10 protein-coding genes and 1 tRNA gene are annotated in these 18826 nt (G+C 34.4%); 5 read left to right on the top strand and 6 right to left on the bottom strand.

What is annotated here, in order from left to right; translation table 11 throughout:
* The coding region (locus Cyrtocomes_RS00005; protein WP_322497161.1) for a hypothetical protein at nt 1-227 on the top strand (227 nt) is incomplete at its 5' end.
* Between the two features lie 449 nt (nt 228-676).
* Here the strand turns inward: Cyrtocomes_RS00005 and Cyrtocomes_RS00010 are convergent.
* The 3 genes from Cyrtocomes_RS00010 to mtaB form a co-directional block, all read right to left on the bottom strand.
* On the bottom strand, nt 677-3028 hold the full coding sequence (locus tag Cyrtocomes_RS00010) for a penicillin-binding protein 1A (protein ID WP_322497162.1): 2352 nt from the start codon (nt 3026-3028) through the stop codon (nt 677-679).
* On the bottom strand, nt 3025-3336 hold the full coding sequence (locus Cyrtocomes_RS00015; protein WP_322497163.1) for a hypothetical protein: 312 nt from the start codon (nt 3334-3336) through the stop codon (nt 3025-3027). The genes Cyrtocomes_RS00010 and Cyrtocomes_RS00015 overlap by 4 nt, the downstream gene beginning before the upstream one ends.
* 106 nt (nt 3337-3442) lie before the next feature.
* Nucleotides 3443-4687 (bottom strand): tRNA (N(6)-L-threonylcarbamoyladenosine(37)-C(2))-methylthiotransferase MtaB, encoded by a 1245-nt coding sequence (gene mtaB, locus Cyrtocomes_RS00020; protein WP_322497164.1) that lies wholly within the window; start codon nt 4685-4687, stop codon nt 3443-3445.
* Between the two features lie 616 nt (nt 4688-5303).
* Here mtaB and Cyrtocomes_RS00025 point away from each other — a divergent pair.
* Both Cyrtocomes_RS00025 and Cyrtocomes_RS00030 read left to right on the top strand, forming a co-directional pair.
* Nucleotides 5304-6008: a hypothetical protein gene (locus Cyrtocomes_RS00025; RefSeq protein ID WP_322497165.1), complete on the top strand. Its 705-nt coding sequence runs from the start codon at nt 5304-5306 to the stop codon at nt 6006-6008.
* A gap of 161 nt (nt 6009-6169) precedes the next feature.
* Nucleotides 6170-6255, top strand: a tRNA-Tyr gene (locus Cyrtocomes_RS00030).
* A gap of 346 nt (nt 6256-6601) precedes the next feature.
* Here the strand turns inward: Cyrtocomes_RS00030 and pgeF are convergent.
* Together pgeF and dnaK are read right to left on the bottom strand one after the other, a co-directional pair.
* Complete coding sequence (pgeF, locus tag Cyrtocomes_RS00035; protein ID WP_322497166.1) at nt 6602-7408, bottom strand: peptidoglycan editing factor PgeF; 807 nt, start codon at nt 7406-7408, stop codon at nt 6602-6604.
* Nucleotides 7395-9314 carry a molecular chaperone DnaK gene (dnaK, locus tag Cyrtocomes_RS00040; protein WP_322497167.1) on the bottom strand — a complete coding sequence of 640 codons (1920 nt, stop codon included), beginning with the start codon at nt 9312-9314 and terminating at the stop codon, nt 7395-7397. Before dnaK ends, pgeF begins: the two co-directional genes overlap by 14 nt.
* 533 nt (nt 9315-9847) lie before the next feature.
* Between dnaK and Cyrtocomes_RS00045 the strand changes: the two genes are divergently transcribed.
* Nucleotides 9848-10624, top strand: a complete 777-nt coding sequence (locus tag Cyrtocomes_RS00045) for a hypothetical protein (RefSeq protein WP_322497168.1) — start codon at nt 9848-9850, stop codon at nt 10622-10624.
* Between the two features lie 424 nt (nt 10625-11048).
* On the opposite strand, the gene Cyrtocomes_RS00050 is transcribed toward Cyrtocomes_RS00045, so the two are convergent.
* Nucleotides 11049-16385: an ankyrin repeat domain-containing protein gene (locus Cyrtocomes_RS00050; protein ID WP_322497169.1), complete on the bottom strand. Its 5337-nt coding sequence runs from the start codon at nt 16383-16385 to the stop codon at nt 11049-11051.
* 361 nt (nt 16386-16746) lie between these two features.
* On the opposite strand from Cyrtocomes_RS00050, the gene nuoG reads away from it, so the two are divergent.
* On the top strand, nt 16747-18756 hold the full coding sequence (gene nuoG / locus Cyrtocomes_RS00055) for an NADH-quinone oxidoreductase subunit NuoG (RefSeq protein ID WP_322497170.1): 2010 nt from the start codon (nt 16747-16749) through the stop codon (nt 18754-18756).
* The last annotated feature ends 70 nt before the right edge of the window (nt 18757-18826 follow it).

The following is an 18826-nucleotide window of genomic DNA, read 5'->3' on the forward strand; positions in this document are numbered from 1 at the left end:
GGAAACAACCTTTTATCCATCTAAATACCATATTTATCGCCTCCAATATAATATTGCATCTTTTCCATTATTTGGCAAAACCTTTGTTAACAGTGCCTATACGTGTTAGTGCTAATTTACGCCAATACTTTGAAATAAGCTGTATTGAACACACAAACCCACGCGACCGCAAAAATTTAACTCAACCCACGCGAGCACTATATATTATTATATTATCAATGCAATAAATTTCGAATATTTGGATACCTCTAGCAATGGGCAATTATATGTATGACCTAAAATTGTGATGCGGTACTGTTTAAATAATTAATATTAATCAGGAGGTTGGGCGCCAAGAGTGCGAGGCAGCTCATGTAAGCAATTCATGTGGTAAAAGCGGTATATACTTAGGCTGCATGCTAGCGCATAAATAAATGCTGTGTTGATGGGGGTTTTGTTTATATCAAAGCTAGGCTTATTGGCTCTTGAAGAAGAAAGAAGATGATAACATCTATCACATTCTTTAATGAAGTTGCCGAATGGGTCTGTTAATATATTGATCATTGGGTCGAAAGGGGTATGCAAAAGGGCTAAAATTGATTTTATTTTAATTGCCACAATTATCTACCAGTTCTAGTGAGTTAATACGGCTACACAATGCTTTTTAAAAAGTGATGTATAATAAAAAGCATAGAAATTAATTTATAGATTGCACTATGTCCCACGCTGTGCTCACTTCATGATGTCCGGCTCGATTTCTTTTTGGCGTAATATTACTTGATTTAAAGAATTCCAATATTAAGTCATTAGTATCTGCCCCAATATCTGGTACAGATACTGGTTCTCCAGTAGTTTTATTTATATAAATTGGAGTTATGCCTGGCGGCATTTTAAATGATTTTGATGTACTGCTACTATAGTTCATTGCTTCCATGAGGTTAATAAATATTGGTAGTGCAATGCTATAGCCCCCCTCTTTCTTTCCTAGAGTTTCTGGCTGGTCAAAGCCAACAAAAACACCAATAGTTATATCTGATGAAAAGCCTATAAACCAAGCATCGAAGCTATTATTAGTAGTTCCAGTTTTCCCGGCTATACCATGCCCAAGTCGTTTTGCCCTTATGGCAGTTCCCCTTTGTACTACATCCTCAAGCATTGAGAGCATCTGGAAATTAACATCCTCATTTATTATTTTTTTATTTTGATAATAAACAAATGGCATGTCGTAATTTTTAAAAATATTAAATTTATCACTGTATAGTAGGTTGCCATCGGCATCATATATACTTTCTATAAATCGTGGTGTTGGCATTGTACCATTGCTGGGAAACACATTATAAGCTGCGGTTATATCAATTAATGATGTTTCAAGTGTACCTAAGGCTATTGAGTAATTTGAATAATTTTCTGCCACGGAAAAACCAAACTTCTCTACATATTTTGCTAAATTTTGAACGCCAATCTCCAGAGCCAATCTTACAGTTGCTGTATTTTTAGATTTTTCAAAAGCGGTTCTAATTGTTATATCGCCTAAATAATTTTTCCCATAATTATTTGGTGACCACGCTTTTGAGAATCCGTCACTTAATACAGAGATTGGAGAATCTGAGATTAAAAAATTTGGCTCATAACCACTATCCAGCGCTGCAAGATACACAAAAGTTTTGAAAACAGATCCGGGTTGTCGTTTTGATTGTATAGCTCTATTGAAGCTGCTTTTTCTATAATCATATCCACCTACCATTGCTAGTACTTTGCCGCTTGAGGGCTCTAAAGCTACTACAGAGCCCTCAAGTTTTGGGTCTTGTTGCAATATGATTTCACCATCATTGGATGTAGAGAATAATACTACATCACCTATTTTTAGATGATTGATAATCCAATTATTTGGTTTAGATGTTATATCATATATGTTACCATTCTTTATACCAAGGAGGGCTTTACCTTCTCTTTTACCCAAGAAGACGGCAATTGATAATCTACTTAAATGCCACGGTAATTTTATTAAAGATAATTGATTTTGCCAATTATTTAGTGAATGAAGAGAGGAGAATGGGGTATACCAGCCCATCTTTTTTGAATGATTTTCTATACCGTTTCTCAAGGCTTCAGACGCAGCTTTTTGTGTTTTTAGATCAAGGTATGTATTAACGGCAATACCACCTCTTTCAAATAACTCATCACCTATTAATTTCCTTGCCTCTTTTTCAACAAACTCTGTATAATATAGATTGTTTATTTCCAGAGTCTTATTGGCTGTTTTAATTCCAAGATCTGTCTCAATGGAATTTTTGTATTCTTTTTCGCTAATAAATCCATCGTTAAGCATTTTCTTTAAAATCCAATCCCTCCTATTTTTAGCTCTTTTGCTATTGATGAATGGATTTAATGAAGAAGGGGCTTTTGGTAAGGATGCTAATAGTGCAGCTTCAGATACTGTAATATCTTTTAATTTTTTTTGAAAATATGTAGTGGAGGCTGCGAGTATGCCATATGAGCCCTGGCCTAGAAAAATTTCATTTAAATACAGCTCCATTACCTTTTCCTTTGATAATATATTACTTATTTTAATGGCGAGCAGCGCTTCTTTTACTTTTCTAAGTAATGTTCGCTCTTTATTTAATAGGAATATACGTACAACTTGTTGTGTAATTGTAGAGCCGCCTATAAGTCTTTTACCAGAAAATGAGGCGAGCGTACTTTGTAGTGTGGCTCTTATAATGCTCTGGATATCTATACCGATATGGGAATAAAAATTTTTATCTTCTGCTGCTATAAATGCTGAAATTATGTGATTTGGAATATCATTATACTTAACATAGACACGATTTTCTTTACCAATCGAATCAACTAAGTTTGCTGTATTATCATAAATCCTTGCTTGTCGTAATGGCTTATAATTGAGTATTGCCTCATGATTGGGTAGCTCATTCCTTACAATTAATATAGATCCTAGAAATGAGATAAAAAAAAATGCAACGAGTAATAGAGAGTAGTACGTGACTCTCGATAATAGATCTACAACTGAAATAAGGACTTTTAGTATCATCCCTTTGTGAGCCAATTACTTTCTTTTATTACTGGTTGTGCATAAGACCGTTTTGCAATTGCTCTCACATTCATCCCTTCTTTCATTATTTTAATTAGCTCCAGAGCAGAGTCCGCCTCAAGCTCATGCTTCCCATCATCCGTGTATACCAAATATACTTTATCATGCAATTTATATTTTGTATTGAAATCGTAATTTAAAAATTCTTTTAAATCTGAATCTCCGTAAATCTCACATAAGCTTATACCGTTTAGTGTATAAAAATTTCTGTAAGAGAGCGTCCCAAGAATAATATACTTCAGGATCATAGGGTTCTTTTGAATAAAATCTATAGCTTTCTATAGTAGTGCCGCATATCCATTAATAGCAAACGAATTTATGCATTTACCCTGGAAACTTATAGGTTTGTTAAAACTATAAGTCGTGGAGACTATTTATACCTGTATCGCAGATGATACTAGATCTCAGTGCGCGTATTACTCTTACCTTGATTAATTTGCCCACCTCTACATCATCTCCTTCTAATTTGACAGTTGAAAAATCAGCTGCCTTACCGGTTCTCCCGCCTTCTACTATAACATCAATTAATCTACCAACTTGTGACTTATAGTGTTCGTGCAATATATCAGAGCCAAGGGTTCTAAGGATGGCTGCCCTTTCTTTTCGTATCCTTTTATCGACCTGCGGCATTTTTGCTGCAGGGGTTCCATCTCTTTCTGAATACGGAAAAACATGCAGGTGCGCTATCCTAAGATCCTTAATTAAGGTAAAAGTATTAGTGAACATCTGGTCTGTTTCTGTTGGAAAGCCTGATATAATATCTGCGCCAAATACAACGTCCGGTCTTGCGGCTCTTGCTTTTTTGCAAAAAGTTATAATATCATTCCTAGAATGCCTTCTTTTCATTCTTTTTAGCACCATATCATCCCCTGCTTGCATGCTAAGATGCAAATATGGCGTTAGCCGCTTTTCTCTTGAAAAAAGGTCAATAAAATCGTCATCTAACTCAGCAACATCTATAGAAGAAAGTCTGAGCCTATGTAGATTAGGAAGTAAACGTAAAATTCTTTCTAAAAGTTGGGTTATTGTTGGTTTTCCTGGTAAATCAATACCATAATCTGTAATATCAACACCAGTAAAGACAACTTCATTACAGCCGTTTTCAACGGCTGTCCTTACTTTCTCATATACTTCGCCAACAGGTATGCTTTTACTTGCCCCTCTACCTTGTGGTATTATGCAAAATGTACAGCTGTGATTGCAACCATTTTGAATTTGAATATAGGCTCTGGATCTTCTTGGTAAGGCCACTATTTTAGACGGGGCCTTATTTAACATTTGTATAGTGCTGTCCTCCTTTTCGAGTATTTTCTCGTATGATGTAATATGTAATTTTTGGCTATTATCGATTATAAAATCAGCCATTTCTTCATACTTTTTTCCGTTTATTGTAGAAGCGCACCCAGTTAATATTATCTTTTTTTGTGGATCTTCTCTTCTTATTTTACGTAAAGTTTGGCTAAGTTGACGCTCGGCTTCCTTAGTTACAGCACAGCTATTGATAATTACAGCGCCTGTATAGCCCTTGGTATCAAGTAATTTATTTATTTCATCACTTTCATAATTATTCAGTCTACAACCAAATGTTATAATCTCCATCAAAATAATAAAGTATGCACAGAGCCACGCATTGTACTATCTTTCCGTGATGACCTCAATAGAAAATCTTGTTATAGTTACTAGTGGTCATTAAAATTCTACCTGCTAAATTTTTCTGTAATATATTGATTTTTAACAATGGGTTATTTTGCATGCTGATATGCATCATGGGATCTTACTATATATTCTTATATTATGAATTAATGATAGTGGTTATTTATTAATCAATGTATTGGTTTTGCATACCAAGTTAACTATCGTATGTGTAATTTATACTAAGGTTTTTAATATGTGATTGAGCATGATATTTCTTGTGTTAATTAGAGTGTGCAAAGAATGGGCTATAAATTGATATGATAGATAATGTGTCTCGCGAATGGTGATATATCTAATTGAGAGAAAAATTTTTACTATGATATATGCGTAGTATTGTGATGGGTATGTTCGGCTAGGATATGTATATTAATAAGCTGAAGTAATGAACGGTATAATTTTTCTGCGCGTAACGCAATAAAATATATAGAGATATTATTGTTTACAAATACAAATAAAAGCCTTATATCACCCTGATAAGTTGAGCGTATTGCGTAGTTTCTAGTTACAGTAGTTATTATATATGAGCTTTCTGGTTAGGTTATGGCATAAGGTTACGCCGCTGTATGTAAGTACTACAGAACACCCAATTCATCATGATATACGAATAGATAGATTGGCGTTAAATTTTTATATGTATAAAAAGATATGCTTAATTTCTGAATTTATTTCTGCGTTTGAGGTTGCTATATCTAAAGCTGGGAATATGGAAACGCATTCTTCTTCTCTTCTTAAAAAGAGCCTAGAGGCGTTGATTTTTGAAAAATCTTTATATGAAAAATTGTGTGATTTTCGTTTCCAATCAACTGTTCAATTAAGTAATATTGAAAGCTTGGTATCTTATTCAAACTTTATGACTGTTAATTCTATAATGAACAGTATACCAGTCTTTATATCGGCCATATTACCATACTTTATGGTAAACAAGGAAATAATAGAGTTATTTATCTGCATATATGCAAATAATAACGACGATAATATTAATGGTCATGATGCTTATAGCGACTTAATAGTAACTAAGATGAATAAAATAAAGTCCTTATATAGCGCTATAATGGATGATGCTAGTATTGTTATGAAGAATTTTACTGAAGAACAGCCGCCTGTGGTTTTGTTAAAAATGGAGGAGACATTTCTACACAGCGTTATATTGAATTGGCACTTTATAGATGAGGTGTATACTGAATTTAAGAAACCTGCTATAACAACTGTAAAACAAGTTGAATGATTTGGGTTATAGATAAGTTGGTGTAGAGATATAAGCAAATCTATTAGTGGCTTGGTTATATTTTGGGATATGCGGTGGTCAAATATTATGATCATAATATTTGAAAGGCTATTGATTGTATGTCCTGTGTACTGTATAGAATTGACGGTAAACTAAATATTGGAGGGATGGCCGAGTGGACAAAGGCAGCAGACTGTAAATCTGCCCGCGTGAGCGTACGTAGGTTCGAATCCTACTCTCTCCACCAAAAGTTTGATTATTATTCCGAATTTCAATATTCATATCCAAGCTTGTTATTCTTAAAATCAGTTCTTGGTTATTGATTCACAGCTTTTTATTGTGGGTATGTTATAGTGACTATAAAGAATACCAGAGATAATCAAGTATATTAGTAGATAAAGCTGCTTGATAGAAGTTAAAGCTTGAGTCTAGTTGGTTCGATTAACCAGTACTCTAAATGCCAGGTTCATTTACTATAGCTATGAGGTTTAGAGATGCGTAAAAGCATCATGATGTAAATTCTTACTATTTTGTTGCAACCTATAAAAATATCTCAAGCTTTTTGGTCTATGCTTATAGTCTCTGAGTCTTGATTAATTTATAGTTATTGCAGATATTTGGCATCCGTAAACATTTGTTTCTATTTTGGAGCTCCTTCTATAGCTAAAAAGAAGATCTGGGTTTGAAAATGTATCAATATTGAGCTTATCGATAAGTTGCACGCCGCTTCTCTTCATTATTAATGCTGCATAACCACTTAGATCAAAGAGATATTTTTGATCTTTGAATAAAAGTGGTATGAAAAACGATGAGGATTCATTATCGTGCAATAAAAAATTTTCTCTAAAATAAGAATCAACTTCGTAGTTGTATTTGCATATACATGGGCCTATCGCTGCTATAAGTTTATGATGGGCAACATTCATAGCATTGATAGTATTTTTTATTACACCGCCAATCAATCCTCTCCATCCTGCGTGAATTGCGGCAATAACAGTGCCACTTATATCTGTGACTAATATGGGAATGCAGTCTGCAGTAAATATCCCTATTGCAATACCTGGTTTGTCAGTTATCAGAGCATCGCATTGAACATCATATGTATTACAATCAATGGATGGGACATACATAAAGTTTGCGGTATGTCTTTGCATGGAAAGCTTTATGTTATATTTGGTACCAAGAGCAGCAGAAGCTATGCTTAAATTAGATTGTATAATATCAGTACCGCGTTCATTGATTGAATAGCTAAGAGAGCTGCGTGCCCCTGAGCATAATCCGCCCCTTCTACTAAAAAACCTGTGTGATATTTTATCTGAATGAGAAAGAAGAAGCCCACTCTGGAAAGAGTGGGCTTTAGCATGTTCGGAAAAGTAATTTATACCTCTAGTTCTTATCATCTTTTTTGTTTACTTCCTCAAATTCACCATCCACAACCCCCTCATCGCTAGAAGAGTTTTGTGAATTTTGATCACTACCTGAAGTAGTATGCTCATTTTGAGAAGTTTGGCTATAGATTTTTTCTCCTATCTTCATAGCTGCTGTTGTTAATGCCTGAATCTGAGATTTTAAAGTTTCTGCATCTTCTAGGGATAATGAGTCTTTTAATGAGGATATCTTATCTTCAACTTCTTTTTTCTCACTATCTGAAAGTTTGGCAGAATGCTCTCTAAGGTTTTTTTCCGTATTGTAAATTAAGCTATCTGCCTGATTTTTAAGATCTATTAGTTCCCTTTTTTTACTATCTTCATTGGCATGTTGTTCTGCTTCCCTAACCATCTTATCTATTTCAGAATTTGATAAACCACCAGATGATTGTATTGTTATACGTTGCTCCTTATTAGTAGCTCTATCTTTTGCAGAAACATGTAATATACCATTTGCATCAACATCAAATGTTACTTCTATTTGCGGTAGCCCTCTAGATGCTGGTGGAATTCCTTCTAAATTAAATTGCCCAAGCAATTTATTATTTGCGGCCATTTGTCTTTCACCTTGAAAAACCCTAATGGTAACTGCGTGTTGATTATCTTCTGCTGTTGAAAATACCTGGCTTTTTTTAGTAGGAATAGTAGTATTTCTTTCTATAAGTGGTGTAAATACGCCGCCTAATGTTTCTATCCCAATAGAAAGTGGGGTAACATCTAAAAGAACCATATCCTTGACTTCGCCACTCAACACGGCTCCCTGAATTGCAGCGCCCATTGCAACAACTTCATCAGGATTTACGCTTTTATTAGGTTCCTTTCCAAAGAAATTTTTTACAGTTTCTATCACTTTAGGCATTCTGGTCATGCCACCTACTAGAACAACTTCATCTATCTTATCGGTGGTTAAGCCGGCATCCTTTAAAGCTGCTCTACATGGTCCCATACTCCTCTCTATGAGATCACCAACAAGGTTTTCTAATTTTGCTCTTGATATCTTTATATGTAGATGTTTTGGTCCTGTAGAATCTGCTGTGATATATGGGAGATTTATTTCTGTTTCCAGTGTGCTTGAAAGCTCTATTTTAGCTTTTTCTGCCGCTTCCTTAAGTCTTTGTATAGCTAGTGGATCTTTTGATATATCAACGCCAGTGGTATTTTTGAATTCTTTGCATAGAAAATCCTGTATTCTCAAATCGAAATCTTCGCCACCAAGAAATGTATCGCCGTTTGTAGATTTTACCTCTATGACGCCATCATCCATTTCTAAAACGGAGATATCAAATGTTCCGCCACCAAGATCGTAAACAACTATAGTTTTTGAGCCCTTTTTTTCAAAGCCATATGCCATTGCTGCTGCGGTAGGTTCGTTTACTATTCTAAGTACGTCCAGTCCAGCTATTTTTCCAGCATCTTTTGTAGCTTGTCTTTGTGAATCATTAAAATACGCTGGTACCGTAATAACCGCCTTATCAACTTTTTTTCCAAGGAAATCTTCTGCAGTTTTTTTCATTTTTAGCAAGATCTCTGCAGAAATCTGGCTAGGGGCCATGGTTTGGTCTGAAATTTTAACCCATGCATCTCCATTAGTAGATTCAACAACATTAAAAGGTACCTTTGATATAAAGTCTTTTGTTTCTTTATCTTTGAATCTTCTACCTATTAGACGTTTCACTGCATAAACTGTCCCTTGTGGATTGGTGACTGCCTGCCTTTTTGCAGCCTGCCCAACAAGTCTTTCACCACTACTTGTTTTTGCAAATATAGAGGGTGTAGTCCTAGCACCTTCAGAATTTTCTATAACTCTGGCTTGCTTTCCCTCCATAACGGCAACACATGAATTTGTGGTGCCAAGATCTATACCTATAACGCTACTCATTTCTTAGATAAAAATAAATGAACCTCAACGCCGATATAGTAAGACTTTTAGAAGTTACAAGGCCTAAAAGTAAAAATAAGTAATTAATGTGCCTATGCGTCAAATTTACAAAAGCTACTTCCTAACTACTATCGTTGCTTCACAGCCAAGGCAATAAGTATTATTTAAAGAATAAAAGTATAGTGAGGTTAAATATAATCCTTTCTTTATTATCTTTTTGTTAATTAGGGTTGTGGCCTGAAATAGTAATATGACAACAAATTATGAGTAGATTCGATAATGAAGAGTTATATTATTTGAAATGTATTTTGCAAGATGGATGTGTGTTGTCGCTAGAAACATCGTATATACGGCGATAATTATATATATAATTCACAATATTACGGCTATAATTATACCATTCTTCAAATATTAATCTGTCGCTAGAATACCACACTAAGAAAATAATCCGCACTATTACGTCAAATCCTGGTTGCATATACATATGCTGTTTGATAATTAATACATCGAATTTTATTTCTAAATTTTAAATAATGAATAAGAAACTTGTATTGGTTGGTGCTATTGCTGCATTTTCTTCAGCAAATTTTGCATTAGCCCTTTCTGAAGATAGTGATAAGAGCGGTTTTTCTGTTTTTGCAGGCGGCAGTTATCTTTCAAGCTATGGTCTTGGTAAACTTGCATCAAGTACTGATGGGTTAAAAGGTCCTGATGGCCAGGCAGTAGATAGCAAAGAAGTCAAATTTGCAGATGGGTTTGGTAAACAGTTTAATGGCCCTGTTGGAACACTTGGTGTAGCTTTTGAGATTACAGATGGCGTGAAAGTTGGTGTGGAAGGCTATTATGGCTCGTTTTCAGGTAAAGTAGTAAACGGCAAGACCGCTGACACTAAAACAGAGGTTGAGCTGAAAGTAGATACCTTTGGTGTTAAGGGTTCTGTGATTGGTGAATTTGCAATTAATGATAGCTTCGGCCTAGTTGGGCAGCTTTCTGTTGGTGGCGGTGCTTCCAAAAGTGCGGCAGCTAGCGAGATTACATATCAATATGGCCAAAAGGATAAGGAATTCTTCACAATTGCAAAAACTGAGGATAAAGATAATAAATATGGTTCATTTGGCTTGACTGGTGGCGCATCTCTTGGTGCTTTCTGGCATCATGAAAGTGGGTTTTCTGCAACTGTAGCTTATAAAATAGACTATATAAATGCTGCTACTAAAATTGTTGATGCGAAGACTGATACTGCTGGTTCAGGTAATGTGAATAACTCATTTGTTCATGGTCTTGGCTTAGCTGTTGGATACGCTTGGTAATGAATATCTAGTGATATATACCTTATAAAATCAAGGTTTTTAGGGTTTTTGAGCTAGAGATGTGAAGAGGCGGTGGGTTAATTCTCCCCGCCTTTTTTATTTGTGCATAGTTCTGCACTTTTTCTCACTTGAAGTAGTTATATCAATCATTCAACTCGTTAAGTAAAATTTCATTCCAAAGCTATAGTTATTTAAGTTAAATTAGCATAATAAGGCTAATATACTGTAATATAAGGAATATTATTAAGTATGCCATCTCAAGCTGAGGCTAATACGCTGTAACGTAAGGAATATTATTAAATATGCCATCTCAAATAAAACGGCTATATAGCTAATCCGTATAAAACGTCATATAAAAGCTGGAGCAATTATTGTGCCATTTTATACTATCTTAGCTATATATTCTTCATAATTATTTTTGCCATTATCGCCCCATGGCCTGACTCACTATCATGCGATCATATAAGCTTCTTTTAAAGCTAAAGCTTCTTTTAAAGCTAAAGCTTCTTTGAGCTTCTATTGCTGCCGGTATGGCTATAGCAGCTTGCTCAGTAACTGGTATTATATTGTCTTGTTGTTTAACTTTATAAACACTGTTACGCTCAAATAAGTCAAAAAAGCTTCCTTGCGCTAATACATGTGTTGAGTGCATACTTGTGAAGTTAAGGCCCTTTTTACACATTTGAAAGCCCCAGCCTGCCAAATCTTTTGCCTTTGTACTTAATTCATATATTGCGGTGCCTAGGTATAGTATTTGAAGGCTTAATTTATGTGTTTTATTGTCACTCAGATACCATGAGAGTGCTACATGCGCTCCTTCAGCTGCAGAGCCAGCTATATACCCAATAGCATCTGCTGTCTTTACAACAAATATACTTCTCTTTTTTGTTGAATGGGTATGATCTTTCCACGGTGCATCATTTGTATTTCCCGCATAATTATTTTTTAATTGTATGGCGTAACTTCTTGAGTTAGTTACTTTTATAGCTAGATCATCTTGCTCATTATTATAAACATTATCTAATAATTGCGAGAGGTTTTCGTGGATTATATTACCATGATTTTGGTCTTTTTGTTTTCTTAGCTTCTGGTTTGTTAATTTATCCCTTAATTCTAATATATGAATGAGGTCATCAAAATCTTTAATCAAGATTTTACCTTCATAAATTTCCTGAAGTAGTCTCTCTAAAGATGCTATTTGCTCATCTGTCATCTTATGAGTTGAGTAGAGTATGTCATCAATTGAATTTAAGAGCGCTGCAAATTCAGAATTGTTTAAGTAGCAGCGTGAATTTTCAGTATCTTGCGCTATCATCTGGGAATAAACTACCTTTAATTCATTAAGTAGTGTATCTAGTGCCACATTTCCCATTCCAAATAGTGCCCACCATCCATTGAGCTCATGTTTGATATTTTGTGCCTGTGTAATTATTGAGCGAAGAATATGATATCTATTTGCATTTATATATTCGGCTGTTATGCGGCTACTAGTAAAAATTGCCCCATCACCATAAATGCCCACCTCCTTAATTTTATCTTCTAGCTTTAAGCCACATATTATGCTTCCAAATTTGCCGCGATTAAATGCGCCAACTAGGAATAAATCCTGCAAATCAAATTTATCTTTATTAGCGGATAATGCATCAAGCACAAATTGTCTTGTCATTTTAGCTACTTTATTTCCAGTTTGTTTTGCGAAAATTTTATCAAAAAATGTACTAACAAGTCCATGTGCATGTGTAGAGAAAACCCCTATAGTATATGAAGAGACTGTGATTATTATTCTTGATATTGCAAAATTTACCCAAAATTTACTTATAGCCCCTAAGCACAATTCAAAAAAGTTTATACTACCAGTAAAATCAACCTTTGCTCCATATTGAAGTAGAATTCTGGCGATTTCATGCTTTAACCATATGATGTTTTTGTCTTTATCTACCCCCATACAGAAAGCTAGTGCGGTAATTTTATTTTTATTAGTGGCATTTACATTTGCGCCGCACTTAAGTAGCAGATCAACTAGGCTAGGATTGCCAGATTGAACTGCGATCATTAAGGCATTATTTCCACTCTTATCTTGCGCTTCCAGATTTATATTTTTGCTCTCTAGCATTAATCTAACCATATTTTCATTCCTAGAAGCTACTGCAAGCATTAGTGGTGTTAACCCCAGGTGATTTTTTGCATTAATAGGCACATTAGCAGCAAGTGCTTTATCGAATAGCTGCTTAATATCGGGATTAAATTTTTCATTCTGTATAGTTGCCATTACATGCAATACATTATTACTAAATTTATCAACCGTTATAAAATCTTTATGAGGATGTTTTAGCATCTGTGCGACCTTTTCCACTATCCCAATATTAAATCCTGAGTATGCATAATATAGCAGCATAGAATCTTGATAGGGATTATTGTTATATTTTTCTAAAACATAATGAAAAATTAAACTAGAGCCACTAGCTGCTGCGTAATGTAATGGGGTAATTTCATCAATGACAAAGCTTGGCATGCTCCTATTAGTTTTATTCATTATTATATCGAGCATCTTTATAATCCTTTCGGTTTTAGAAACATCTTCCACTGGCTGCCTAATTAATGAATTAACTAATATACTAACTCTTTGTTCGCTAAGCGTATGCAGCTTACTAAGTATATCTTGTTCTATAAAATCTAACCCTTGGTCAATATTATCATTTCCTAGTATGGAATCTAAAAATAAGCTGAAATCTGAATCTGGCATATCTTCTTTCGTAAATTGCTTATTAAAAAGCTCTTGTTTATATGATGGGGCGATAAGCGGTGATAAATACACGAAATGATCCGCACGAAAACCTTTTATTAGTACTTTTTGAATATCTCCTTCCTTATATAAGAGAGTTTCTGCAATTAGCTCATGTAATTCTTTAATCTTTTTTTGAATGTTTTGTTGAGGTGGGTTTTGTGTACATTCTTCAGAAGCTTTCTGGTAATCTGTTTCGCACCTTAGTAATTCATTTTTTAATAAATCTAGTATACCCATAGTTTGACCATTATATCTAACTATTTCTTCCACGCGAGTAGATGGTTCATGAAGTAGCGCTTTTATTAATTGAGTGTTTATTGCTGGGTCATTATTTGATATTAGATATGCAAGTAGTGTAAATTCCGCGTTCTTTCCATCGATTATTCCGGAGATCAAAGAATTTTGATTTATTTTCTTTTGTGTAATTAGCATCTCCATTATCTCCATTATTTCTTTTGGTGCAGGGGTTATATTAAAAATTTGAAATATACTATCAGCCTGCATACCTATTAAACTAAACCTAGGGTCTTCAATTAATAATTTTGCTAAATCAAAATTTTTCTCATAAATAGCGGCTTGTAATATATTTAATGGTTGATCTGTTTTCTCTGCATCTAGCTCTGTAGAGGTGAGTCTTATCATCTTTAATGCAAAAGATGTATTATTCTTTGCATCATATTTTAATGCGTTAACTATGAGTGTTTTATATTCTCTCTCAAGCTGAATTCGTTTGTAATTGCTAGGGGATTTTTCCATTAAACATATTAGAAATTCGTAATCATTTACTGCGGCTGCTTCATTCATTAAGCATTTTGTTATCTCCATGCTTAAGCCATCCCGTAGTAATAACTCATCTAATAAATTACGATTTTTATGGTAAGCGGTTATATATATATCTTGATCCTTTATATTGCCTGCTAACTTCACTATTTGCTCGTATAATGGTTTAGTATCATCACCTGTAGGCCCATATGCGGCTAGGTATTTAAACGGGGATACTACGCCTTCTTTATGTTCAGCAAGCTTAATATTAAGCTGTAATATAACTAACATTGTTTGAAGATCTCCCTTCTTAGCTACGATATGCAGAATATTCTCTTCGCAATCTTCAACGTATTGAAGGCATGGTTTAAGTAAATTTTCTAATAATACATGTGGGAACGGTTTTGTATTAGATTTATATGAATCTATCACATCTTTGTATTTAATTATATTCGCTTCTAAAGCTAACGTAATGATACCTATATGATTCTCAGCCAAACTTATCCTCACTATTCTTTTAAGAAAGGCAGAATCTTTGCCTAATATTTTTACCATTAGCTGAAATTTTTCTCTTAGCTCATCTATTGGTAACATCTTTAAGAGCTCTTTTATTCTATCATCAGTAATTGAATCTTTAAGCATTTTTTCCGGATCATTAGAATTTTTGAGAGCGTATTCTAATAATTTTGATTCATTCAATAAAAACTCATAAAACATATCATAAATACTGGTTTTATTAGCAAAAAAACCAGAGCGCTCATTCGTAATGATATCAATACCATTATGTCTTTGGAATTGTTCAAGAACTCTAGCTACTTCCGTTAAACCTTCACAGCGCGAAGCGCCATCTATAAATTGACTTAATGTATTTTCCAAAAATACATCATCAGCTTTTGCTCCTCTATGATTTGCATGAGAGACAAGAACAGAATAAAGCTCAAATTGATTACTCGATAAATTTAGTGCATGAATTAAACCTACCCAAATTGAAGCGGGGATAGCTTTATGCAAATAATCCCAGCGGATTATTTGGTATAAAAACGGTTCTTGTTTGCTATCTTTTTGTTTGGCTAGGAACATTTTCTGTTCCTTAACGTAGTGAAGGATATCATCAATATGATTCGTAATACCTTTAATAAATCTATCTCCTGAAAATAAATGTAAAAGAAGAATTTGTTTTGTATCGCTATCAATATTATTGTTGGTTAGAAAATCACCAATTTTATCTAGATTAATAAATGGTGGCTTATCATTTTCTAAATTTGCTTTATCAGCGGCTATGATGCGAAGAATGGTTTCTTTAGAAGATACCTTTCCGATTGGTATGCTAAGACCATCGCATTTTGTAAGCGCGTTGATCACTAAAGATATTATTTCAATATCTTTAGTACCTTGTAGCGCCAGTAAAATTTTTTCCACATTAGAAGTACTGCTATTCCCAAAAACGAGCATCTTGCCATTATTAAGAAGGAATAGCATATCTTGCCTATTTTTTTTTATTAATTCTATAATTAGCTCATCAAGCTCTAATTTGTTTTCTGTTAAAAATTTCTTAAAATATTGATCCTCGGTAATTTTAGTTAATACTGCTGTAAGAGTTTCTTTTGGTAGTTTAGCAAGTGATGATATTCCAACTTTTTGTAAAAATTTGTAACATGCTTCGTGTGTGTTATTATGTGATGCGAGCCCAGATATAAATGCATTAGTTGTTGCAGATAGTTCGGTGGTTAATTTTGAGTAATAACTATTATGCTGCGGTATTGTGAAATGTAACGCAATAAGTTTGGAGAAAATGGAGCCTCCACTTTTATCAATCCTTAAAAGTCTCTCTATAATGTCCCTTCGCTCATTAGCGCTCTGTGCTTCATCTATCTGTTTGATGTATTGTTCAAAACCGCTCTGTGATTCAGTGCTATTCTTTGTAGGGTTCCCAGTTTTCATATCAAATACATTTATTTCATTAATCTCACCATCTATTGCACCAATCTCACCATCTATTGCACCAATCTCACCATCTATTGCGTGTCCTGAATATGAGCCAGACAGCAATTGCCACAAGGTTAATGGACCAGCTCTCGAGTCTGAATAGCGATAAAGATAGTCTGCATCAGCATTCAGCCTGTCCTCTAAATCATATAGCCTTAATTCACTGCTATCATCATCATTATTATTATTATTATTATTATTATTATGTAAAACTAACTCGCCTGGCATTATATAAAATATTACTATGTAATAACGATAGTGCTCTAATTACCAGGCAGGTATCAGATAAAAGTGAATGACCATTCGGTAATACGGCATCAGCACTAACATTACGTAAGTACATATAATACTCACATTATAATATGCAAAGTATTACATTAGAAAAATTGGGATATAAGTAAAATCATAAGTATAAAATATAAAGTCCATTGATATATAACAGCACATCTATAAGGATATACAAGTAACTAAATATATTACTCTTGGTTGATGTGGGTATATATCCTTAATAGCCCTTCTTGATATGATGTGATAGGTATTCTATAAATACTTTATTACAAGTTTTTTGCTTAATTACCGGTTATCGCTAATGCCAAAGCTATTTGTAGATGGGATGGAGGTCTTGGTCTCACAAGGTACAACTGTTATGCAGGCTTGTGAGCTTGCAGGTGTGGAAATACCTAGATTTTGTTATCATGAAAAATTGAAGATAGCAGGTAATTGTAGGATGTGCTTAGTGGAAATTGAAAAAACACCTAAGCCAGTAGCAAGTTGTGCCCAGCCAGTAGTAGATGGTATGGTGGTACATACTAATACTGCAAAAGTAAAAGAAGCGCGCGAGGGGGTGATGGAGTTTTTATTAATTAACCATCCACTTGATTGCCCTATATGTGATCAGGGGGGTGAGTGCGATCTTCAGGATCAAGCCGTAAAGTATGGTAGGGCTTATAGTAGATTTGAGGAAGAAAAAAGAGTTGTGGCGGATAAAGATATGGGGCCGCTAATACAGACCAATATGACACGTTGCATACATTGCACAAGGTGCGTAAGATTTTTAGAGGAAATTGCCGGTACAGAGGAGCTTGGTGCTATAGGGCGTGGGAAAGATATGGCAATTTCTGCATATATAGAAAATTCAATCAAATCTGAGTTATCTGGTAATATAGTGGATTTATGCCCGGTAGGTGCGCTTACCTCTAAACCTTATGCATATAAAGCTAGGAGCTGGGAATTAAAAAAGACTGAATCTATAGATGTTATGGATGCGGTTGGAAGTAATATAAGGATTGATAGTAGAGCAGGGGAGGTGATGAGGATATTACCTAGAAGGAATGACCTTATAAATGAAGAATGGATATCAGATAAAACAAGATTCGCATTTGATGGCTTAAGGTATCAGAGATTAGATAGGCCTATGCTGCTTACAGGCGTAAGTAGGGTTGAAATTTCATGGGATGAGGCTTTGGAGATTGCCCGTAAGAGAATCACTGATTCTGGTGATAAGGTTGGGGCTATTGCAGGTGATTTTACAGATCTTGAAACTATGTTCTCTACTAAGAATCTTCTTGAATCCCTTGGTAGCAAAATGTATGACTGTAGAGATGATCTTTCTCAAATCTCAAATAGCTATAGGGGGTTATATACGTTTGGTACTAAAATATCTGATTTAGAGAAAGCGGATTTATGCCTAATTGTAGGTAGCAATCCGAGAATAGAAGCTAGCATTATTAATGCTAGATTAAGAAAAGCATATGTTGAGAATAAAATGGAAGTGGCCCTGATAGGAAAGGAATGTTTGCTCAATTATGAGTACGATTTCTTAGGTGACAAGGGTGATATATTAAAAGATATAGCTGCAGGTAATCATTCTTTTTGTAAGAAGTTAGAAAACGCCTCCAATCCTGTGATTATCCTCGGATCTTCAGTATTTGGTAGGGATGATTATAAATCATTTTTATATTACGCATTAAGGATAGCAAAAAATTACAATATTGTCAGAGAGGATTGGAATGGTTTCAACATCCTGCAAAGATCAGCTTCAAGAGTAGGGGGGTTGGATATAGGTTTCCTCAATCAGGATCTTGGTGTTGCAGGAATATTAAAAAATTCAGAAGTATTAATTCTTTTAGCTTCTGATAACCTTGATGTATCTTTAATTCCTGATCATTCTTTTGTAATATATCAAGGGCATCACGGCACTAAGCTTGCAAGGAGGGCTAATTTAATTCTTCCTGGCTCTGCGTATGTAGAAAAGACATCGTCGTTTGTTAATACAGAGGGTGTCATCCAGCAAACTAATATGGCGGTTTACCCGCCTGGTGAAGCTAGGAACGACTGTGAAATCATAAATTCTATAGCCTCACTTCTTGGTATAGAAGTTAGTCTGCCTGCAAAAATGAGAAAGATTTTTTTAGATTTAAATGTGAAATTAGCTTCTGCTAACTTTGATTTAAATAAAATAATTACAGAATTTGATGGAGAGCATGCCTTTTCTGAAAATATATTAGAGTCCTCAATAGAGAATTTTTATAGATGCGATACCATCTCAATGCATTCTAAGATTATGGAATCTATTTCTGTATTTGTCTCAAGAAATTGATCATTAATATATAATGTGTGATATAACGGGGAGATGTTTAGAAAGTTAATATGTGATGAAATTTGTATAG

It is taken from the genome of Candidatus Cyrtobacter comes (assembly GCF_034470605.1).
Classification (GTDB): domain Bacteria; phylum Pseudomonadota; class Alphaproteobacteria; order Rickettsiales; family Midichloriaceae; genus Cyrtobacter; species Cyrtobacter comes.